The sequence below is a fragment of the Microvirga lotononidis genome (genome assembly GCF_034627025.1).
Lineage (GTDB): Bacteria > Pseudomonadota > Alphaproteobacteria > Rhizobiales > Beijerinckiaceae > Microvirga > Microvirga lotononidis.
In genome coordinates this window covers 376,756-399,026 of sequence record NZ_CP141048.1, presented here as the reverse complement: position 1 = coordinate 399,026, position 22,271 = coordinate 376,756, and the positions used below count along the sequence as shown (strand labels likewise).

Below are 22,271 nucleotides of genomic sequence, written 5' to 3'. Positions count from 1 at the left end.
GAATCACGGGCGCCCCCATAAAGATAAGTCCGATCAGGGACGCTGCTCCTCTGTAAGAAGCTTTAACGGTCCTTAATGTGCCATATTAACGGCGGTCCATCGGAATGTAAATCGAGCATTGCGATGCTAAAGTATAGTCTATCACATACAGCCACTCTTCTAGACTCAGAAAGTTATACCCCTAAAGATTTGCTGACAGGAGTAGAAACAGAGAATTAGTTTACCACCAAACAAGGCTGCGCCTTTTCTGTCCGGCAGCGAAGACGCTACACTCTGTGACGATCCTAGCAATACTTTTGATTACCAGCGTCTGACATGTCACAGATATCCGTTCCGCGCCTGGCAAAACCGCGGGCGCGGATAACGCTGGGCTTTACTAACGACAGGGGCGAGGCGATGGAGCTTACCCGACGTAAAGTGCTCGCCGGGCTGGGAGCGACGCTCGTTGCCGAGCGTGCTTCCGCTGAGTCGGGTGCACTGGCGGTCACCGGCACCAGAGACGGTGGGTTCGTCGTTAGCATCAATTTCCGCGAGGTTTGGCGCGTCAGCGGAGCGCAGACAAGAGCGCATTGGGGACCGGACGCAACGGCAAAAATCGAAACACGCGGTGAGGTCACAGCCGTCGTTCTGAAAAAGGCTAGGTTGCTTGGCGAGACAGCGTCTCTCGAGTTGGCATTCGTGCGGGATCAAAAAGGCTGGCAGTGCGCCATGTCCTTTGCGGCGGGAAAGTTATCAGCCAAATCGGCTGCTCCTTTCCCCTTATCAGGGCCACACTTGTCCGCGCCAACATCCGGCACCGCGCTTGTCCGCGCCGCACATCTTCAGCCCCATATATGGGCCAATGCCAAATTCGAATTGGACCGCGCGCTGCGGCCAAGAGCGACCGGCACATTCTTATTCGGGGGTCTTGGTGGATTCAAGAGTCAAGGGACGCTCTATCTGCTGCCGCGCACCGATGACGGGACTGCCTACGCAAGGATGGAGTTCGGACCGACCGACATCATCAGTCTTACAAAGGAGTGTTCGGTCCGACCCGCCAGCATGAGCACTTTCTTTTATGGCCGAAATGACAATTTAACCTTCAAGGGCGCGGGCACATTCCAGGTCGGACAGGTCAATTTCGCCGGCCACAGTGAATGCAAGATCACTTTTTCCAAGAACCTGCGTGGCGGGGGCTGGCGCTGGAGCGCCGACTGGCGGCTGCCCGAACACGAACAACTCATCGAAACGCCGCATGGCCGTATGGGAGTCGTTGGCACCGGCCTCTCGGACATTCAATCGTCCGGGCAGTTCGGCAAGCTGGAATACTTCAACGCCGCCGCCACTCTCAAGCACGTCGCGCATCGTCTGCCTCTCGGCAAATCGTATCCAGGTTATGCCGATCTGGCGCGGCTCGACTTCACCGCGGCGGGAGAGCGCATCAGGCTCCTTTACGACGCAAAACAGATCGCATCAGCAGACCTTAAATCTGGAAGCTGGGTGTCTCTTATTCCCGGCAGCAAGACCGGATTTGCTATCAAGCTCGATCAGGCCAGCCTGCTTGTCGTGCGCGAAGCCGACATGTTTCATGGCAAGTTCACATTCCGCGGCCTGGCATTGAAGCGGGGCAGCGACGGCTTATGGCTCCTGACCGCCGATCCGAAGGAACAGCTGTTGAAGGTGGAACTGCCATCGCAGCACCTGATGGAAAAAAGCTTTTTCCGTCAATTGCCGGTTTTGCCCGGAGCTCCTCTGTTGCCGGATGAATTGCCGCTTCTGTTCAGCGTGAAAGGCCGGGGCTCGATCCGCGAGCAACTTGAGAAGCGAATCGCGGACTTTTCTGCATTCAGCATTTTCGCAAAAAGGTACGAAGAAACATATAGGTCGGTTGGCCCGAAAGATGAAGTTAAGGACCTGCCACTTCCGCCGCAACACGTCCGCGATGTAGAAGCCATATATGTCGGCCGTGAGGGCTTGTTCTCCCTGCGCAGCCGCAGGGTGGCGACTTTAGTAGCCAATGCCATCCGTGATGAATCGCTGCCAGTGCTGCGCGAAGTCAAACTGGGGCTCGGCGCTATCCTCGTCGCCGATATTCTCCAGCGGGCGCGGGGAAACCTCTCAGTGCCCTGGACCCTCGGCGAGGCGAATACAGCCCTCCAGGAACTTCTGACCGAGGCGAGGAAGCGCAGCGACGACCACAACATCATCCAAACGGAATATCTGGCGCGAACCAACGGCACGGTTCTTTTCTATGCGAGAGACTGGCTAAACGATTGGCCGAAAGAATTCCCAGCCGCGGCGCCGCCGCCCACGATTGGGAGAAAAAATCTGAATGCCGAACTCGGCGAAATGCTTGCGGTGGTGATCGCAGCCGGCGGATTTCCTGACCCTTCGCCCAGCGAGGCGGCCTTGCAGGCGGCCTACAAGGAAGACAAGTATCCACTTTTGCCGGTTCAAGCGCTGGCAGCGGGGCCAACGCGGCTTGTGTTCGACGTCGCTAACGATCGCGGCGAAAAACCTGGCGAAGCCAGGGAGGTGAGCGCCCGGCCTTATTCTCTCGAGACTCTGCTGGCATGGAAAAACTACGACCTGAAGGTGACACAACGCGCGAACCGCTTCGGCGCCGGGCAACATCCGGGCATGGCAGCTAATGTCAGCGAAGAGGCAAAGCTCATCGATGCGCTCATGTCGCAGAAGATCAACCCTAGCACGGTGATCAAGGAGCGGTTCGATCAAATCATCGAGCAGGCGCGCCTTACCCCGAACCCGTTTGAAACCCAGATCGAACTGCCGGCTAAGCTGTTCCTGTCGCCCGCCAGAGACGTGAACATCCTGCCGTCTTGGCCCAAGCGCGTCTCTCGCGTGCCGATCTGGCAAGCGGAACTGCGTGAGAAGCCCGGTGAGCGTTTTTCGCTTCGCGCCGTCGGCTCGCCAGATTTTGAGGCCGATGTGTTCGATCCGGCGTTGCGGGACAGCGCCCGCGCGAGACTGGAAAAGCCGGACGCGTTTCTGTCGCCGCTCAACCGCTACGACAGGCACCAGATCGTTGCGCTGAGCAGCATCTACGGTCTGCCGGTGATCGCGCGGCAGTCGCCGAATGAAGGATCCGAGCAGACAAGCCAGATCGCGCCGCCGACGGTGTATCGACTGGAGAAAGGATCGCGCGGGAAGGAAGGCTTGCGGGAGAACGACGAGAAAGAACAGGCGATTTACATACCCCGCCCGATGCGCCATCGCTTACTGACGCTCTCCCCGGTCGGCGCTTCGCTCGACCTCGATGCGACATTCGTGCCGCCTGCGTCGGTGCGCAACATGTCGGATAAGAACCTGTTCGACGCCTTCAGCATCGAACGTTGGCGCAGCCTAATCGCCTTCGGCCGCGATGTCACGACAGAAGTTGTCTATAAGGGCTTCCTGTACCCGATAGGTTTCCGGGCCACGCTTGTTAAAGTAACCGAACGTGTCTTTGAGCCGTGGCAAGGCGAAAACACCTTGCCGATCGGCTTCCTCCGGCAGCGTCTATACATCCAGATATCCGACCCGACCAAGCTATTCCCGGCGGTCGGCCAACCGTTCGGCGGCAATTGCTGGCCGGCAAGTTCCATGACCCTCGACATGAGCAAAACGCCGGACATCGTCGATCCGACGCGAGCGCAGACAGAACGTCCCCAAGAACAAAAATGGAGCACACAGGGCAGCGGGCGTCTCGACCATCCGCTCCGCGTCGGCATGGTGTTCTGGCCGCGCAGCGCGCCGGGGGAAGCCGGCAACATCCAGTTTCGCATGAAGATCGACGGGCGGCCGGAACTGGTCGCCATGCCGATGATTTTCGTCGACAACGCCGCCGCACACGACCCGCCGACCATGCGCGCTTTGCGCCGTCACTACAACAATGACGCGGAAGTTGGCCCTCATCTTAAGCTGCTCAAGCATGGCGGCGTCCGGCGCCGCTACGCGAATGAACAGAAGCCCGGTGACGCCACGCTGGAAACGCTCGAATGGCGTGTGAGCGCCGACTCACTGCGCGCCACGCTTGACGAGGCGCTCGAGCACGACCCCAGCGATTTCCTCATGAATTCGGCGATGGAGAGCGTCGACCAGCCTCCCGTATTTCCGCGGCTTGCTAGCGCCGTGGTCTGTCACGACACAGTGGCGCGGTTCAGCGGCAATCCGCCGGCGCCGATGGAGGTTAAGTACTTCCCCGGCTACATCGAAAAGGGTTTCGTGAAGCGGGCTGACGAGGAGAAGCAAGAGAAAGAGCGAAAGGAGAACCCGAGCGGAGCGGCGGAAAACATTCGTCCAAAGCCAGACGCCAATCTGGCCAAACAGGCCTTTCTGGTCACCACCGCGAATGAACCGCCTTCCCTCGACATGGGCGCCAATGGCGATCGCTCTGGCGGCGTCGGGCGGCCCAGCAACTTCATCCGCGCGATCGGTCGCGACGGGCCGATCGGCGGCTCTGCGAAGTGGGATGCAATAAAGGGGAATGATACGGCACCGACATTTGGCGACGGCTTTTTCGACGAAAATGCCAAGGTCCTCGGAATCGTCCGTCTGAATGAATTGGTCAAGGTCGCGGTCGCCAACACGAAGTTGCCGCCGCTCCTGAAAGACACACTCGATTTTTCCTGCGACGTCCTGAAAGGCGGCGCGAAAGGCGCTCTGTCCGCGGTTGAGGCCGTCGAGGTTCAGCTGAAACAATTGCCGGAAGAGGCGCGAAAGGCGCTCACGTCGCTCTCGGAACGCATTTCGGATGAAAAAGCGGCGCTGGAACGTGTCGCAAAAGCATGTGCGCCCAACGACGTCGCCGCCGCGGTGTCGGCCACGCGCAATCTGATCGACGAGGTCGATCGCCTAGCCTCCGCGCCTTTGGCCATACTTACGTCCATCGTCGACGGCAGACTCGAAAAGCTGAAGACGAACTGGCTCGCCGAGATCGAGAGACAGATTGAGCTGCCGATACGCCAGTTGCTCCTCACTGTACCGATCGCTCGTCTGGCCGAACTGCTGCTGCCAATCGGCGCGGGGCTCGCCGCGCTGGACCGGCTGGAAGAACTCGCTGCGCTGCGCGGGCCTCTGACCGTCCTATTGGAGCAAAGCGTCACCCACGCCTTCAAGGAACCGCTGCCGCTCGACCTGCAGGGATTGCGGGACCGCTGGGTCGACAATGTCGTCCAACGGCTGGAAGCGGAGAAGAATAACCACTCCGACGCTATTAAAGCCAGTCTCGACAAACTGAAAACGGCTGTGGAAGCGCTGAAGAAGCGCAGCGCGGCGACGGATTTTATCGCGCAGTTGTATCGCGCCGCGGTCATCCTGCGCGGCGATCCCAGCGACTGGGCACGGGCGCTCAACGTCGACGTGCCGACGAAGGCGCTCGAAGACGAGCTGGCGTTCTGGTGGAGTCGCACAGGCCTTCCCGATTGCGCACAATTGGTCGATGGTTCAATCGCGCTGCGCAAGGCTTTGGTCGCCCAGCGCTTCGACAAGAGCGTCTGCGCGGACCCTCGGTTCTGCGTCGCCAATCAGGCGCCGGGGCCAAACGCGCCGGCCGCACTCTGCACGTTGCTCTGGCAGCTCTGCCTCGACCTGCCGGATCCAAACGTCTCTAAGACCGCAAGGGAATTGGCGCAGGCCTATGCGGCCTTCGCCGAAGCTTTAAGCGCGCTCGCGGCTATCGAAGCGCAATACGCTGCTTGCACCGTCGCCGACCTGACTGCCGCGCAGAGAGATTTTTCGTGTGGCCTACAAAGGCTGGACGCGGCCCGAACGGCCTTCATTGATGCGTTACAGAACTGGTTCAACGCCGTCAAAGGCGCTGCGCTCGGTTCGCTGAACGACGCCGCCGCCACGCGGCTTGCGACCGCGCTGGCTACCGCGCTGCGCGTGATCAAGCCCGAAGAAGCCGACATAAAGGATTTCGTCAAGCAATTAACGCCGCTGTTGGGACAAGTCACTGCCGCCGCATTTGAGAAACGGCTACAGGCCCCGTTAGGCGAAGTCGAAACGCTCATCGAGGCGCTCGACAGAGTCAAAACAGTCGCTGAACTGCGCAAAGCCATCGACGCGATCGAGGCAGCGAAGCAGACGCTCAGCAGTTTGAAAGTGCTGGCGGAGCAAGCTGTCATGCAAAGCATGCTGCGCGCTACTCTGCCCGCCCGACAAGCCGCAGAAGATTTACTCAAGCGCATCATTGCGGTTCTCGCCAGCGGATACCGCGACGTTCTCGACGCTCGCAACAAGCTTCGCGACGATCTAGACAAGTTGCAGGCGGACCTATCCGAGGATTTCAAGGTAACGCTGCCGAGTGGCGCGCTGCGCAAGATTGCCGAAGTCGACAAGGATTCAAGCCTGGTCGCGATCTGCGGCACGGCAACGCCGAACGGTGATGGTCTCGACTTAGAGGCTGTCGTCATCCAATGCATGCGCGGCTTGTCCGGCGCTTCGCAGAAGGACGCTGCGCTAGCGCTTCTTACGGCCTGGAGCCGACGCGCACCAGCCTTGATGCGGCTGATATCCGACCTTGGCGCGCGCATCACGCGCACTATGGCGCTGCCGGCGCAGCTTCAAATTCTTGATCTCGATGACTTGCGCGCCCAACTGAACAACTTGCTCGGCGATATCGTGCCGACGAGGCGAACGCTTGAATATGACTGGACCTTGCCGCTGCCAAGAGGCAAGGAGATCCCGATCGGTGCCTCGGGAAGCGTCGCGAAATTTATCCTGCCCAGTGAGTTAAAGCTGTCGGCCAAGACGACGATCGATCTGTTGAGGCCGACCGCGCCTGTGGTCACAGCCGATGGAAAACTGGACAGCTTCAAGGTCAACATTCTCAGTGACTCGGTGATCCTGAGATTCAAGCCTTTCACATTCAATAGCGCTAATGGCGGCTCCCGATTCTCGGCAGACATTGAAGGCGTAGACATCGGCGCGAGCCTCGCCTTCCTCACGGCGCTTGCCGTTTACTTCCAGGCACAAGGCGGCGATGCGTCGGACGGGCTCGGCGACAAGCCAAACGGCCCCTATGTCGAGCAACGAAAAGCAGGGCCGGGCGTCCAGGCCGGCTACCGGATCAATATCGGCGCTGCGCAGCTTGGCACTTTGGCGATTCAGGGTCTGAATTTCGATGCGCATTGCGAACTCCCCTTCGACTCCGCTTCTGGCGCGGTGCGCATCAGCTTGGCTACGCCGGAAGCTCCCTTCCTGATTACCTGCGCGCCCTATGGCGGACGTGGGCATTTCTTCCTGGTTAGCGGACCGGACACGGCAGGCGTGCGGTTTGACGTGGGATTTCAATGGGGCGGCGCGGCGGCGATCTCCTTCGGCCCGCTGCAGGGTGCGGCCTTCATCATGGTCGGCTTCCGCATGTCGAATCTCGGCGGCTTCGAGTTCGCCGGCTTTTTCATCGCCGCCTTTGAAGGCCACGTCGCCTGTTTCGGCGTCTCCGGCAGTTTCGTCGTCAGCCTGCGCAGCACCAGCGGGCAGATGAGAGGCGAAGCCACGCTGACCTTCAAGTTCTCCTGCGGACCGGCCGAGATAACCTACCGGGTCGGCGTCGGCCATAATGCTGGAAGCAGGATGGGCGACCGAGCCTGGCTTGAGCAGCAGCCGGGCGAGCCGCAAACCATGTGGGCCGGACTGGGGCAAAGCCCGGCCGCGGTCGCAACGGCCAATGTGCCGGGCATGCTAGAGAACTGGAGTGCATATCGCCGCCGGTTTGATTTCAAGGTTCGCGCAGCTGGTAGGAGAAAACGCCGATGACAGGTCCTCTTCTGCGGTTGGTGGCCAACGGCCTGAGTGGGCCGCGTCAGGCGCGTGCCGTGTTGTTGGTGTTTCCCGATCCGAACGGAAAGAGCGGCTGGGATCCGTTCCATTGGCCGACAGCGGCGCATCCCTTCATCGATAGCTTGCTCGCAGGCGCGAAGGTTGAATTGAGCGGCGACATCTTCAAGGGGCTAACGCCGCCCACGTTGACAAAGCCGCCATTGAAGACACCCAATGAGCAGGAAGTCGAAGATATCGAGGACCTCTGGCAGCGCAGCCTACTGCGCTCGCCGAAAATCTCAGCGGAGCTGTTTAGCGTATGGACCAAAACAGGAGTTCATTCGCCACCGCTGCGTGCGCATATGCCGCTGCCTGTGGCCGAAGCCGGGCTGCTGCTGCCGCTGGAGCGTGCGCGCGCCGCGCTCACCATGATCGCGCCTGACGACAGCCCGCTTCATAAGCGCACCGGCCTGCGGCCGTCGTCGGAGAAACTCAACGCCATGGGGCGCCCCTGGCTCGGCGATCCGCAACCACTGGTGCGCTTCGCGTCGGCTAATCCCGACTCGCTCGACGATGCGTCGCGGCGCATCCTCTTTGGCCCGCCCGATGTTGGTGCATGGTTGCATGGCAACGAGGCCGGAGCCGATCTTTCTGACCATCCTTTCTCAGCGCCGTTAAATCCGGACGATATCGCACGCCGGGCTCTTGGCCATGGCGATGAAGACCTATTATCGATCTTCGATCGAATGCACGCATTTCACTACGCTGCCTTGAACGGCATCCAATTGGCTCAGAATGTGCCGGTGCCCAAGGCCGCTGAAGAATCTGAACACGAACAATCAACGGGCGCAACGCGACGGCTGCAACAATTGCTGTCGTCGCCTGCCTTGTTGCGTCTGTTCGGCTTTGCACGCGATGTCCTGATCGATTTCGGCGCCGATATTCCCAACGGCGTTGGAACATTCGAGCAGGTGATTTTCAACGTGCCCTTTGCATTCAAGAGGACCGCCTTTGAGTCCGAAAGAGACAAGGGACATTTCTATCCGGCATCCCGGGTGACGAAAGGCGACACGGTCCGTCACGGTGTGCGGCGCATCGGCGTCCAAGAGAACGGCAAACACCGTTTCACCATGGTCTCGATCGAGCCTGTGACCTCAATAGATGAAGACATACAAGCCAACAGCAACAATAGAAAGGCTAAGGTGACCACCGGGCCGCTGGCGCTGGTTGACCTGTACCCGCAGTCGTTCCCTCCTTTCGCGGGATCGGACGTCGAATACGCCGAAGACCTCGCGGCACCGGCACCGAACCGGCTTGATGTTGGCATCGACACGGAGGACGGCAAGGTCGCGTGGTACAGCGCGTCGCCGCGCGTGATCCGCTACGGCGATCCTCGGGTGCCTGCCGGCAAGAGTGCGAATTGGCCGCAAAAGATGATTGAACGGCTGACGCCGGACTGGCTGCCGGCTTACGAGCGCGACGCGCATGGCGTTGCCTTTTCGACATTCATACAGAAGCCTGAGATCCAGGCGAACGCCTTGCAAAAAGACGATCAAGACAAGAAGAAGACAGCTGCGGTCTCCTGCTACGATCCGCGCGTTGCGACCTACGGCGGCGAGGCTCTCGGCGCGAGGTCTAATCCGATTAATATCGAAGGCAACAAGCCGCGATGGGGTGCCAGCCCTGTCTGGCTTTCCGATAGCGACTTGCTGCTCGACCAGCATGTCGGCGTTCCGGACGGAGACGCCGGCGACCTCGCCTTGCGCCGTTTCGGCTGGCGCTATCACTTCGGTATCCGGCGCGCTTTCATCGGCGGTGCCGGCATTACTCTCGATCGCGCGCGCGCGATCTATGAAGAGGACGAGGACGCGGCGTTTCCATCGGCCAGCAAGAATGGCAGCGGGTTTCGATATCTGCGCCACGATGCAATCACTAAGCCCGAGGTAATGCTGTCGCCCAATGTCTCAGTCCGACCAAAGCCGCTGGATAAGCTTCAGACTGGCCAACAGATGGTACTGGTTAGCCGCAAGGTGAAGTCGGGCGCGGAGATCCGTCGGACGACGCGCATCTTGGTTCCCCAACCGGTCGAACCTGAATTCGCCGCGATGCATGAAGCCTTCGACGAGGTAGAGGGGCGGGGCGCTGTCGCCGACCAGATCGCCGTCCCGATGCCGAACACCGCGGCGGGCGATAAAGGTGCACCTTTGGCCACGCATGCGCCGCGCCAGGGCCTGCGTAACCTATGGCTGAACCATGACGATCAGCACGGCACCGACAAGCGCTCCCACCGCCTGAAGATCGGCAGCGGTGAAATCCGGGCGACGCCTTATTATCCCGACCCCTCAGCCTGCTTCATAGTGCTGCGCCTGCAGCACCCGCATCTCGATCACTGGCTCGGCCCTCCCATGGCGGTTCGCATCCGCGGCGACGAGGTGGATGAGAGGGATTTCCGCTGGCCCGATATTCTACCGGTAATGCTCGAATTGAGTGCAGTCACTGGGACGCTGGGTCCGCAGCTGTCGGGCGGCAATATCATTACCGAGAATGGGCAGCGTTTTCGGCACATCACGGCATCGCTCGCCCCCGGCGAAGCCGCCAATCTGAAGGTGTGGTTTGCGCCTGACGCCGAGGACATGTTGTCATGGTTCGACGTCATCGACCGCTCTGTCGGCCTGTGCACTGCCGAGGGAAAGGAATGCGAATGCAAGCCTGAAGTGGAATGCGCGGCCGGCCGGCTCCGTCTTCTGGGCACCTTGGGCGTCGCCATGAGCGCGGGCTTGGGCTCAACAGACGAAGAGCGCTATCGCCTGGCCGGGCTTTATCACCAGCGGCTGCTGCAGGAACCCAACTACCTGTTCGCCGATGTCGCGGACATCAAGCTGGTTCACACCACCGATGAGCCGTGGACTGCCGCCGCGTTTAAAGGCACGCCTGCGGTGGCGCGGCCAATCTCGCTGGAGGAGGAGCCGCTCAATTCGTTCCTGGCAACGGCGGGACGCGCTTCCGACTGGGATGACAAAGTGGCTGAGGACAACGCAACCGCGGTGATCATCGGAGGCGAGATTACCTTCGATCAGGCCACTACATCGAGCCTGAGCATCGAAGCCCAGATGTTGCGGCCGGGGGATGAGTCACTCGAACGCGCACCGCCGGAAGTGCCGGCGCAGTTCGTGCCCAACGAGATGACGACCATCAAATATGACAAGGACACAGGCAAAGCCGATTTCGGCAAGAAGGTTTGGACCGAGATTCTGCGCATCGAGAACATCCCTATGCCTGAGGACGGCCGGGCGGGCCCTCACGACTTCCGGCTCGAAGAGGTGCTCGCAGGCCGTGATCCGCGCATGAAAGGCGCGACCGTGCAGTATCTCGCGCCATTGCATCACGGCCAAGCTCGGCAGGCCCAATTGCGCGTCGTGCCGACCGCGAGGCACGCCGCAATGATCTCGACAAAGCCGGCGAGGTCATCGCTGCAGCACCCGGTTACGCCGGCCGTCTGGATCCCGGCCACGATCCAGCCTGCCGCGCCCGATTGCAAGGAGCTAATCCCTTGCCTGGCCTGGGAGGAATCGTCTGATATCGAACGCGGCAATGTCCGGGCCATCAAGAAGCGTAACACCGGCTTCCGGTTGGTCCTGCGCCGGCCGTGGTTCAGCACCGGTGAGGGGGAGCGCGTCGGCGTCGTACTATGGCCGCCGCCAGTGCTCAATCTGCCCTTCGCGAAAGGTCAGCCACCGTTCAATGAGACGGAAGTTCCTAGTGATCTCGCCTTGAACATGCTGACCGAGGAAGATCTTAATCCGTTCGGTCGCCTGGTCTCAGTCTGGGGTGGCGATCCGACCAAGACGGCGCCGAGGCAGCGTAACGCGAAGCACCGGTTCCTGTCGTTCAAGGAGTTCAAGCTGCCGAAGACAGCGATGCTGCACCCGCGCGTGCTGATGCCGATTCCAGCGTCGGTGTCGGGTCAGGACAAACCGACATTCGTTGAAGTTTCGGTGATTAGTTTCCCCGTCGAGTTCGAGGAGTATGCGACGGATGCCTTTGTCGATATAGACATCGCGCCGATCATGGGCGTTGCGGAGCCATTGCTGCGGCTCGGTGTTGTGAGACTGCAAATTAATGCGCGCCATGATACGCTGCCGTCCCTCCGTGGCGAGCGTTCCGGCATCCGCTGTTCGCCGGCCTCGGTTGTTGAGGCCCGACTATTTCCGGAGCGTGTGCTCTCCGTGAGCGCCACAGCCATTGGCCCGGAACATGGCGCAAGCGAGCCGCGGACGTCGGTCTCAGTCGTCCTATCCGGTCCCGGCTCGTCGAGCGCCACCGGGCCTTCCGGGACGAGGGTCTACATCGAACTCAAGGAACTGATCGGCGACGATGAAGTCGCCGTCGCATCCATCAAGTCGGGAATATCACAGGGTGACGAGACCCGCGCGCTCACCCATGCTATTGCCGAGGGGACCGGAGAAAAGACCGACAGCGTCCTCTACAAACATGAAAACGGCGAAGACATTTGGGTGGCGAGCTTCATCCTGCCGGGCAGCATCGGCAGTCGAACCATCGTGGCACGTGCCCGCGAGGTCGTCCTTAAAAAATATGCCTTGGAAGATTTGAGAGATCCGGCGGAACTGCCGAGATACTTTGCTGAGGTCAAGCTGAGTAGTACTCATCCCAAGCAAGGTTAGGCGATGGATTTTGACACGTACAAAGTGGTGAGGGGAGCAACATGAAACTCGCACCTGCGGTGGCATTAGTGTTGACGTTGGCGGAAATTTCGACCGCAGCGAGCGGAGACCTTCCGGCGCTGCCGACTGCGCGTCCGGAAAAACTACGCGAGCAATGGCAAAGAGCTTTCGCAGCGGGCGACAGTGGAGCGCTCGCGGGAATGTACTGGCCGGACGCTGACTTGCTGCCGCCCGGCGGGGAGAAGAAGACGGGCGCCGCAGATATTAAGAAGTTCTGGGAGGAACAGACGGCCAAGTTCGCCAAGCCCACCGTCGGTACATCCAAGGTTGTCGTCGTCAGTCCGAATTTCATGGTCGAGACCGGGCTACTCAATTTCGAACATAAAACGCCGGCAGCGACAGGTCCACGAAAGGCTTTCATCGGCCACTACGTCGTGGTCTGGCGCAGGATCAAAAACAACTGGAAGATCGCGGTCGATACCTGGAATTCGAGCGAATTTACTCAGGCAACCTTACCCTAGATTCATTGCTGCTCGCGTTTCTCGCCAACCCGCTGACCCACGCTGCCGGCAGGGGTCGAATGCTCCGAGGTGAACACCCAGTTCCGTGCGAAACAGGCGTGCACAAAATCCTCGAAGTCGGCGTAAGAGAGATTGGTGAAGCTGTAGGGTATTCGACCACGCCATTCCAGTAGATCTCGCTCTGCATTCGGTCGAGTTCCTCCTGGCTCAGGACGCCGATAACGCCGTGGCCGTCACCGAGATGTTTGAGAGACCCAATGACCGCGCTTGTCCAGTAGGCGCCACTGTAGCGTCCACCTTTGCGACGCGCCAGATCTAGTTGAGGAAAGAGACCGCGAACTCCGCACGTGCGGCGTTCGCCGTTCCGGGCGTCTCCAGACTGCCCGAAAGCGGACGTTGGCTGATTCTGCTTTAGGCAGAATTTGAAAAATTCCTCGTGATTGGCGGCAGTTCGTGATTTGCTGTTGAGGTATTCTCGGCGGAGGCTTCGGCCATGACGGGCGAGCATCTCGTGATGCAGGAGAGCCTGTTCAACGAGTTCCGGCTCGAGGATTATGTCCCGTCCGATCACCTCCTGAGGCGCATCGACCGCTTCGTCAACTGCTCCGGGAGCTTTTTGTCACGGTAACTGGTACTGGGTGGATTGAGACGATTATAGCTGGTTTATGGGCTCAAGCGGCAACACCAGCTGCACTTTTCCATTCCGCCTTGGCATTGAGGTGTGAAGATGGGTGGCAAGGGCGAAGCGGCGGAACGGAATGGAACGAAGATATTGCGGACAGCTGAAAAGACACTGGCGAACCGCTGCAGGCCTCCGACAGACCGAAAGCCCTACATCATTCTCTCCCACTTCCTCAGCGGGAGATGTGAATTCTCAACCCTGTTGTTCAAGCCCTTGTGGGACCAGTGCTCAACCCTTGGCATGACTTGGCGTCTGGCAGCTCCGTACGAGAGCAGCTTGTCAGTGATGATGCGCTTCGGCGCCATGCCCTGCTTCTTCATCAGCCTGGCCAGCAAGCGCTTGGCCGCCTTGGTGTTGCGCCGGCCCTGGACGATCTCGTCGAGCACACATCCCTTCTGATCGACGGCGCGCCACAGCCATTGCTTCCTGCCAGCCATGCTGATGACCACTTCATCCAAGTGCCAAATGTCAGTCGTGCGTGGCGACTTGTGCCGGAGGCGCCGAACATACTCCGGACCGAACTTCTTGCCCCATCGCCGGATCGTCTCATAGGAGACAACCAACATCATGCTGCGTCTCGTTGAGCGCCTCCAGTTTGCAAGTCTGCGCTCGAAGAATGGTGATCCCCTGACTCAAGTATTGATAGGTGATGCTCATCTTGCAGTGCCTCGAGCTGTTTTTCTTCTGAAGCGCTCTGTACTGGAGATCGCCGTGCATTTATCCATCTGCTTAGGTGGTCTGTGAGGGTGGCGTTTTCTTCGCTGATTAGCCGGTCCTCAAGTAATCTGGCCTCTTCTCTGCAAAGTACTTGGCACATTCGCTTGAGATCTCTTCTGCGGCGTTTGAAATCCCTAGTAATACGGCTGAGCTCCGGGTCAGATTGGGCCGATCCGTGCCGCCACCAATTCCAAGCTTCGTGAACTTCAGCCGCAACGATAAGTCGGGCCTCATTCCGTGTCAGGCCCTGCCTGAGCCCGTTAACATTCAGCAGCTTCTCGTAGTCGGTAAGTTCATGACGGATATGGTTCGTTGCGAGAATGCCAGCGATCATACCAAGCCTGCCAAAATGACCTTTCCTCTTGGCCCGCATCAACAGGTCATTGCGCATCTCAGGCGGGCATCGCGGATACATAGCTCGAAGATAGATATCAAGCTGCGACAGGAATGCGGCCCGCTGAACCTTCGGACCGAGGGCTACTTTGGACGGACTGCCCGTCTCGGAGGTTTCAGCCTCCGGATCAGCATCGCAACCGTTAGCCAATCATTGTCCTCCCGCACGGAGAGTTGGTGACTAAACTTAGCACGGAAACGGGCCATCAAAGCTTATGGCCTATCCACCTGACACGCCCATAAACCTGCACAGGCAAGTTGTCTGAGACCGCTATCGCTGGGATGTCTCGCCGTTGTGCAGTGAGGATCCAAGAGGCTTCTCCTTTTGCGCGCTCGGCTCGCCGGATCGTGAGTTGATCGTCAACTGCGATTGCGAAAAGCTCGTCTTGGGAGAGGTCGCATTCCCTCAGATGGATGAGAACGTCGTCCATTGGGTTCATCGTTGGCGCCATAGCGTCATCTGAGACTGAAATAACACCAGCATTATCCGGTGACAGTCCCAGCTCCTGTAGTAACTCTGTTTCGAAGAGCTTGTGCCTACCTGTGGGCTGAAGCGTCCCTGAACCATGCTCGAGCTCCACATACTTCATACGAGGGACAAGTGTCGTTGCTTGCTCCCAGTGCGCTGCCGGCATTCCGTTGCCTGTAATAAGCCATGTCCAGCTATAACCGGTGGTGTCTAAAATCTTAGACAGTATGGTAAGGGAAACTGCCTTTCCGTCAAGGATGTTGTATATCGATGCTCGCGAGACGCCGGCGCGCTGGGCTAATAACGTGACATTTTCACCAGCCAAGATTGAACGCAATCTCTCAGTTAAGTTGCTGATATTGCCGTCTTCTTGCCGGCTTTTGGATTGTAAAGACGAGTGGTCGCGAGCCAATGATATTGACCTTCCAATGCATTCATTCTTTTATGTCTAAGTTTTTAGACACACGGTGAGTCGAGGACTGACAAGAGAATCGTTCCTCAGGATGAGAGAACGTCAAGGCTTTCTGCTCCGAGGCGCAAGGCGCGACTGGGCGCTGAATGAAATTACATAGCGCCGGCGCTTAGTCATTGAACCGAAGCTATTTCCACACAGGCAGGGTAAAGAATGGAACGCTCACACTCAAAGCACGCAGACAATGATGAGAGCTTCTCCGGGTTTGACCAAATTGATGCGGTATTACGGGACTCTGCGGATGGGACAGATGTCGCTGTCATTGCCGAGAAATACAATCTGCCCGTGAGCATAATCTACCAATGGAGAGCTCTATTCCTTCCGGGGTTCAAGCATCGGCAGCAACTCAAGGCACTTGAGGAAGAAAATGCCCAGCTAAAGCAGTTCATAACTGACGCCATGTCTGACGGGATCGCGGCTAAAGCGCATATCCTTAATCAGCTTAACTCAAACCTCAGGGAGCGAATTCGACCACGTCGGTCGCCGGATCTTGGACAGCATCCGCCGGAGAAGGGGCATTGCGGCGAGGAAAGTGAGAAACCGGCGTGAGAGGGGCAAGTGGATCTGAAATCATGAACTGCGGCAGATTTCTCGCCCGGCTTAAAATTTTCATCAATAACCGTCTCATTGCAAGTATTCCGCGTTTGGCGGATCATTAGAAATGGCTCGAACAATGGATGTCGGTGCCCGCCTTGAGGCGAATGCCATTCTTGATCAGCTTGTCGCCGACGGTGCAACCTTTCGTCGGGAGGATGCCCGACGCCTCATTGACTTGATCCCGATCGCTCGAAGTTCCCGCTTTTCGTTTCGAGGGAAGATCGCTGGCCGTGGGCCAAGTTTCAAAGGTCGCGCGGCTGGGATCGGTGACGTTAAAGTTGAAGGTGAGGAGCAGGAAAAAAACTTGGTGCTGAATGCTCCAATCTCTCACCGAATTGGCGGGTATGTCGTCACGCATACCCCAGGACAGATTGCAATCGAACTCATGTGGAGCGACACCAGGATCGATCAGACAGATCAAAGCTGTCTCCTCACGTATGAGGCAAGTACAAAGGAGCCGGAAGCGATGCTTCTCTCGAAGCAAGTGTCGCTGAATCTGCTCTTTATCACCCTTGCGTATGTCTCCTACGTACCGTGGAAAGCTGTAGTCGCCTCTCGCGTATGAGGTGAAGAAATCAACTCCGGCAGCGGGGCCTTTCGAGCAAATGCTCTCTAGGGCTGAATACGCCACAACGACCTGTATGCATTAAGCGATTGGCTGTAGCAGGCCTGAACAATGGAAGGAGTGATAGTTGTCCGAGACTTTCACACCGTACACCAAGACGCACACTGATCTGCTGCTCGAGAAAGCGATCATTCATCTCGATAGTCAAATAAACGGGCTCAGGTCGCTTAAGGGATCCGGGCCGGAGATCGCTGCTGTCATTGGGAAGGCACATGAGGTCTTCGGCGACCTGGGTGCTTTGTGGTTGGTCCGTCATAACCAGGTGCTCCAGTCTGTTCCATTGGACATAATCTTGCAAGGTAAGATGGACCGCGTCCTCCAGCTTCTCAGCCAGATCGAATATGGGGTCTACATATGAGCGCGGCGGAGCGTCTATCTCTAAGTGCCTCAGCGATGCGCTGTTCAACTCGCCAGTGAGCAATCGGCAAATTCTGGGAGACGCCCATGGCATCGACAACATTCGCGGACCTTAGAGGCCAACGGAGGCTCGTATTGATATGGCCGCGTCATTGGTAGCCGCGCTGATGGCGGCCGGTGAGGTACGGAAAGCTGAGTTAGTCAAATTGGCTGGCGGGCTCTACATGCCCGGGTATGTCGCCGCGATCCTCGCAATACCCGAGCAATTAGTCGAGGAGCGGCGTAAGGCGGGGGAGCTTATCGCTGTCGAGACAGGAGAAGGCTACCGCTATCCGGCCTGTCAGTTCACGCCGGACGGCATCGTGGCGGGCCTCTTCGAGGTCTTGGCCGTAATGCCAATCCGGCATGACTGGATGCGGCTTGAATGGCTCCTGGTCCCGGATGAGGCACTGGAAGGGCTTTCCCCGCTCGAGGCTCTCAGGGCAGGGCGCCTTGAGGACCTGCTCGACATCGCTCGTGACCATGAAGGACAGGATCCGGGACGGGTTCTGTCCACAGAGGAGACCCCTGGCGACATCACGGCCCTCCTTGCAGACGATCTTGCCGATCTTGACTATGAGGCTCCTTGGGAAGTGGAACACGGCCCTCGACCTTCGGATCGGCCACTTAGCGATACCGGGAAGGGTGTCCGCGTCATGAAGGGATCCGGCCTCGGGCCCCTGGTCAGCCTGGAAGAGGGTAAAGCGCTGCTGGCCGAAATCACAGTCGATGATGACTCGACAGACTGGGCCGCATCCGAACTCCTGGCTGCTGACCGCATCGCGGAGAAGCTCGGTATCTCCGCCGCGACGCTCGAAACTTGGCGAGAGAGCGGCAAGGTCATTGCCTTCTGCAAAGACGTCCATGGGTTCGTCTATCCGGCGCGGCAGTTTGAGCACTCCCGACCGATCGAAGGACTCGATCAGGTTGCAGGGTACTTCCCATCTCCGGAGGAAGCGTGGGAGTGGCTGGTCACGCCCAATCTGTACACTGATAGCGCGCCACCGATCGACCGGCTACGATCAGGGCATATCGAAGAGGTCGTTCGCGCTGCGGAAGGTGCGCTTGACTACCAGTGAGGATACGAACGCAAGCCGAGACGACACGATTGTCTCGGATCCCGAAATCCTGGGCGGCATGCCGGCCATCAAAGGCACACGGGTCTTGGCCTATGACCTGGCGGCGTCCGTGAAGGCAGGTATCCCGCGGGATCGTATTCTGGCAGCCTATTCCACCATCAAAGAGCACCATATGGATCTGGCTGTCGCTTACGTTGACGCTAATCCATTGCCGCAGCAGATCCGTCATAGGCTTCCTCCTTGGCCGGGAGCAACTTTGGTAAGGTCGGAGCGGATACCGCGGAGGAAGGGATGATGGCCGAGCCCCAGGATCTTGAGTACGCAGGACCTGAATAATCCGAGCAGCTCAGGTGTGCAATACGAGAGGCCATTGCAGCAGCAGTCACGGAGCATCAAAAGGCAGGAAATCCCGTGTACTTCACTGACAATGCGGGTTGCTTGTGCGTGCTGATTTTGGACGGACATGAGCGCCGGCTGACCGATGACGAGATTGAGGCTCTCACGCGGTAATCAGTCGATCGCCCATTTGGCTTGCAAGCGATCGACGATGTCAGTCGCAGGTGTGGCTTCACCCGCTATCATATTCTGATTTCCAAGAACCCGCATTTCACACGCGCCAGCGCTTCATGGTATTCCTCAGACCGGGCAGCGGGATCACGCGGTCCCCAATGTACTCAATCGAGGTCTGAATAGGATTTCTCAGGCCGCCTGAAGGTATCACTCATGCTAGCAGATCATCCGTGCATGCCGTTCAGCCATCTCAGGTGTCATCTGACCTGAGGAGCATGAGAACCCTCTCGTCGGCCTTAAGATTGATCGTAAAAGTCTTGACACTGATGCCGCTTTTGGACCTGTTGAAGATAAGATGCAGGGATGGCCGCAGGTTCACCTCTCGCTCTCGGAACAGCGAGTGCATGGTTTGCCAGCGATGGGATCCGATCGTGTTCTCGGGAAAATCTCATCGCAATGTCCCTTGGCTCAACTGAAGCCGAGCACCGTTCACTAGAACTCTACCTCATCAAGTAGCAGCCGTTCAGCAATTATGCTCCCTGACGAGTTCGTCGCGTGCGTCAAGGATCGGCTGTATTCAATGAGACCAGTCCACGGGAATGACCGCTTTCCGCCTCACCGACAGTGTAGAAAAAATGAATTGTCCAATTTTTATTAAACAACGCTTTTTCCAGAAAATGAAAAAATCATCCAGAACCAAAAAAAGAGGAGTTCAATTTTTGGGGAGGAGCATTTTTACTCTGTATTTTATTCCAGTTGACATACGAAAAGCTGTGCTTAACCTACAAAGCTAAGAAAGTCGTTGCTCGCGTTTAATCGGTGGGAAGTTCAACGTGGTGCGGATCGAGGCCATGGCTACGAGGTACACGAAGGTTCGCGACGAGCCCGCACCCAAAGAAGACGTGCCGACATCGGGGCAAGGTACCGAGCTCGTTCTGACGGTCCCAGGAGAACAGAAGTCTCGCGACTTTAGCTTCTTGATTCCATTGTTCGGCCTGTCGGCAGCACAATCAATCGCGCGCTCATTAATTAGCTTCTACAGGAAACGCGCGCCTAAGACACGAGACGGAGACCATTTGATTGTCTGCCGCGCGTTTCGTTGGATGGCGGCAGCGCCTTCACTTGCACACTTCTGGGAGGAGACTTTAGCAAAAAATGGCAGAGTCAGCGAAGAGGGATGGCAAGATGCCATCAACATTTGGGCCGCGTACTTTAAGGCACAGGAGAATCTCGCAAAGCGTTCAATCGCTCAGGACCTATTTGCTTTCTGTCGATGCATTGAGCACGTCGCCAGCGCTGGTCTCTTACCTCGTGTCACGCGGCCACGGATGCCTCCAGGATACAGACGCGCATCGCGCAAAAGGAAATCATTAGCAGAAGTCTCTATGAACGGCGCAGACGGCGACGTTGACTCTGTGACGCGAACTCTCCGGGAGGGCATCCTCGCAGGTGAGGAGGATTCACAATCCTTTCTCAACACTCTTCGCGACACAAACGTCACGAACTGCAGCTCGATTGATGACCTGATCAAAGCAATTCAGCACCTGAATGCCTATCGCCTACAAGCTATACGGGACATTGCAGAGACCGCCTTCTTAAAATGGTCTGCAGTCTTTGACGAAGGCCAGGCTCTCGCGCGGCAAGGAGACGATGTATCTTGGCTCATCGTCCAAGCCCTTCAGGCAGATCGCGATAGGCGGTATCAATTGATCGATGCGGCGTTCCCACCTTGGGACCTGCAACAGTCGAAGGCGAATTTCGCTCGGTATATCCGAGACATATGGGGCAGTCTATGTCCGACTGAAATTACGTTCGGTGACAGACCAACATTCCGGCGCTTAATGATACGCTTTGGCGGAAGAGACGTCGTGAAAGCATGGTTAGCGGCACACGAGGATGCAGTCGCAGGGGCAGTTCTCATGTATCTCGTCGACTCAGGGGCGAATGTTTCAACTGCGCTCAGCTTACCACCTAATTTCGAGCAGCCGTCTGATGAGCCTGGACATGTTAGGATCAGTGCGCAGAAGGATCGCCCTATCTACAAGGCTATTGTAGACACATTTCTGATCGACGATCCGAGCGTACAAGCATCAACTGTACAGGCGCTGAGAAAACTGAAGGAGATGACAGCCCCGTTTCGCGAGCGGGATCCATCGCTGGGCGACCGCCTTTTTGTACAGCGCTTCTTCGAAAGCCCCGCGGCTGCGAACTCCGACTTCGTGAAAAATCGGATGACTTACCTGCTACGATTGCACCCGCAGCTCAGTAAAGTTCCCCTTCGGCCGAACCATATTCGTTCATCGGTGCTCTTAGACGCGACCCTTAACCTAGAAGGGGGAATAGTTGCAGCTCGTGCCATCGGTGACCACGAGGGATATGGCGTCACTGAAGGCTACACCATGAAGTGGCCAACTCGCCTAGTCTACCTGAAGATGATCAGTGACTTCCAAACCAGACTGCAGATCGTCATTATTTACAATATTCCCGGTGCTATTGAGTCATTAGGCATAACTCCAGATCAGGCTGAGGAACTTTACAAGACCGCAGTCCGAACGGGGCTAGGCTTTAGCTGTCGCGATCCTAAAGCTGGTGCACGCCCGGGAACGCATGCCGGAGAGATCTGTACTCAGATTGAGGATTGCACCCGGTGTCACATGATCCTGTTCCAAGCAACCGCGGAGAACGTTGCAGATATTATCCTGTTTAGAGACCACTTGCTCTCGCACCAAGACGAATGGCAAGCGCAACGCGAGGAGCGTTGGAACCAGGTTTGGCTTCCCTATCTGGCTCTCTGCTTCGTGGTGATGGAAAAGATCCGCCGTAGCCCTCATGCAACTCTTATTCGGACTGGCGAGCAGCTTGCCGCGGAATGGAAGGCGTCGGGCTATCAGTTCTCGCCTCTGTTCTAACGGAGCTAGATATGGCGCGCATGGCAGCAGCAAGACCAGACGGGCGCGCTGACAGCGAAGGCCCTACAGAGGCTCCGTGGCTTCTATCACCGTATTGGGCCGACACCATTTTGGTAGCAGGCCGATTCGAGCCTTTGCCAGTTCATTTAAAGGTACCACTTCCGGGCGGATCGTTGTTGACGGATTCTGTCAATTCGCACCTAAACCGCACAATACGACGGGTGATTTTCGAACAGAGAACAGGCCCACTCGCCACGTGTGAATATGGTGAACACCAAGTTCAAACAGCGCGAAGCCTCATTACCCTTGTAGAGTGGATGCTCCTTAATAGCATATATCGGTTCGCAGATCTCACATCCGACGACATCAGCGACTACTTGGAGGCTCGAATTGCCGGACGAGAACACTGCATTGACGCTCCAAATCGTATATCGTCAGTTCTGAGAGAGTACGAAACGTGTCCCCAGACACTACCG

Annotated in this window: 12 protein-coding genes and 2 pseudogenes; 10 read left to right on the top strand and 4 right to left on the bottom strand. The window is 57.9% G+C overall.

Annotated features, from left to right (window positions below):
* The first annotated feature begins 315 nt into the window (after nt 1–315).
* The 4 genes from U0023_RS01795 (at nt 316) to U0023_RS01780 (ending at nt 13,574) form a co-directional block, all read left to right on the top strand.
* A complete protein-coding gene (locus U0023_RS01795) occupies nt 316–7,740 on the top strand; it encodes a hypothetical protein (RefSeq protein WP_154661149.1) in 7,425 nt (2,474 codons plus the stop codon).
* A complete protein-coding gene (locus tag U0023_RS01790) occupies nt 7,737–12,425 on the top strand; it encodes a hypothetical protein (protein ID WP_009764070.1) in 4,689 nt (1,562 codons plus the stop codon). Before U0023_RS01795 ends, U0023_RS01790 begins: the two co-directional genes overlap by 4 nt.
* 41 nt (nt 12,426–12,466) lie before the next feature.
* The gene (locus U0023_RS01785) at nt 12,467–12,946 is read left to right on the top strand and encodes a YybH family protein (RefSeq protein WP_009764071.1); all 480 of its coding nucleotides are present in this window, start codon (nt 12,467–12,469) and stop codon (nt 12,944–12,946) included.
* 493 nt (nt 12,947–13,439) lie between these two features.
* The gene (locus U0023_RS01780) at nt 13,440–13,574 is read left to right on the top strand and encodes a hypothetical protein (RefSeq protein ID WP_009764072.1); all 135 of its coding nucleotides are present in this window, start codon (nt 13,440–13,442) and stop codon (nt 13,572–13,574) included.
* A gap of 43 nt (nt 13,575–13,617) precedes the next feature.
* On the opposite strand, the pseudogene U0023_RS01775 reads toward U0023_RS01780, so the two are convergent.
* Nucleotides 13,618–14,191, bottom strand: a pseudogene (locus tag U0023_RS01775) (IS6 family transposase); the annotation flags it as partial.
* Between the two features lie 4 nt (nt 14,192–14,195).
* On the opposite strand from U0023_RS01775, the gene U0023_RS01770 reads away from it, so the two are divergent.
* Nucleotides 14,196–14,372, top strand: coding sequence for a hypothetical protein (locus tag U0023_RS01770; RefSeq protein ID WP_245272996.1), 177 nt, complete (start codon nt 14,196–14,198; stop codon nt 14,370–14,372).
* 163 nt (nt 14,373–14,535) lie between these two features.
* Here the strand turns inward: U0023_RS01770 and U0023_RS35495 are convergent.
* Nucleotides 14,536–14,760, bottom strand: a pseudogene (locus tag U0023_RS35495) (DUF2293 domain-containing protein); the annotation flags it as partial.
* Between the two features lie 184 nt (nt 14,761–14,944).
* Nucleotides 14,945–15,532, bottom strand: a complete 588-nt coding sequence (locus U0023_RS01765) for a S24 family peptidase (protein ID WP_195904218.1) — start codon at nt 15,530–15,532, stop codon at nt 14,945–14,947.
* Nucleotides 15,533–15,832: 300 nt separating this feature from the next.
* Between U0023_RS01765 and U0023_RS01760 the strand changes: the two genes are divergently transcribed.
* A complete protein-coding gene (locus U0023_RS01760) occupies nt 15,833–16,228 on the top strand; it encodes a helix-turn-helix domain-containing protein (protein WP_009764076.1) in 396 nt (131 codons plus the stop codon).
* A 106-nt stretch (nt 16,229–16,334) separates the two neighbouring features.
* Here the strand turns inward: U0023_RS01760 and U0023_RS01755 are convergent, their stop codons facing one another.
* Complete coding sequence (locus tag U0023_RS01755; RefSeq protein ID WP_009764077.1) at nt 16,335–16,697, bottom strand: hypothetical protein; 363 nt, start codon at nt 16,695–16,697, stop codon at nt 16,335–16,337.
* A gap of 271 nt (nt 16,698–16,968) precedes the next feature.
* Here U0023_RS01755 and U0023_RS01750 point away from each other — a divergent pair, with 271 nt between their 5' ends.
* The 4 genes from U0023_RS01750 to U0023_RS01740 all read left to right on the top strand — a co-directional run bounded on the left by U0023_RS01750 (nt 16,969) and on the right by U0023_RS01740 (nt 21,795).
* Nucleotides 16,969–17,259, top strand: coding sequence for an antitoxin Xre/MbcA/ParS toxin-binding domain-containing protein (locus tag U0023_RS01750; RefSeq protein ID WP_009764079.1), 291 nt, complete (start codon nt 16,969–16,971; stop codon nt 17,257–17,259).
* Nucleotides 17,260–17,425: 166 nt separating this feature from the next.
* A complete protein-coding gene (locus tag U0023_RS01745) occupies nt 17,426–18,376 on the top strand; it encodes an antitoxin Xre/MbcA/ParS-like domain-containing protein (protein ID WP_195904219.1) in 951 nt (316 codons plus the stop codon).
* Nucleotides 18,357–18,671, top strand: a complete 315-nt coding sequence (locus U0023_RS35490; RefSeq protein WP_407667365.1) for a DUF433 domain-containing protein — start codon at nt 18,357–18,359, stop codon at nt 18,669–18,671. The genes U0023_RS01745 and U0023_RS35490 overlap by 20 nt, the downstream gene beginning before the upstream one ends.
* Nucleotides 18,672–19,719: 1,048 nt before the next feature.
* A complete protein-coding gene (locus U0023_RS01740; RefSeq protein ID WP_154661151.1) occupies nt 19,720–21,795 on the top strand; it encodes a hypothetical protein in 2,076 nt (691 codons plus the stop codon).
* Nucleotides 21,796–22,271 lie beyond the last annotated feature (476 nt).

Excerpts from the sequence above, each read along its gene's own strand:
- U0023_RS01795 (WP_154661149.1), top strand. The coding sequence starts at position 316 with ATGTCACAGATATCCGTTCCGCGCCTGGCAAAACCGCGGGCGCGGATA.
- U0023_RS01790 (WP_009764070.1), top strand. The coding sequence starts at position 7,737 with ATGACAGGTCCTCTTCTGCGGTTGGTGGCCAACGGCCTGAGTGGGCCG.
- U0023_RS01785 (WP_009764071.1), top strand. The coding sequence starts at position 12,467 with ATGAAACTCGCACCTGCGGTGGCATTAGTGTTGACGTTGGCGGAAATT.
- U0023_RS01780 (WP_009764072.1), top strand. The coding sequence starts at position 13,440 with ATGACGGGCGAGCATCTCGTGATGCAGGAGAGCCTGTTCAACGAGTTC.
- U0023_RS01770 (WP_245272996.1), top strand. The coding sequence starts at position 14,196 with ATGCTGCGTCTCGTTGAGCGCCTCCAGTTTGCAAGTCTGCGCTCGAAG.
- U0023_RS01760 (WP_009764076.1), top strand. The coding sequence starts at position 15,833 with ATGGAACGCTCACACTCAAAGCACGCAGACAATGATGAGAGCTTCTCC.
- U0023_RS01745 (WP_195904219.1), top strand. The coding sequence starts at position 17,426 with ATGGCGGCCGGTGAGGTACGGAAAGCTGAGTTAGTCAAATTGGCTGGC.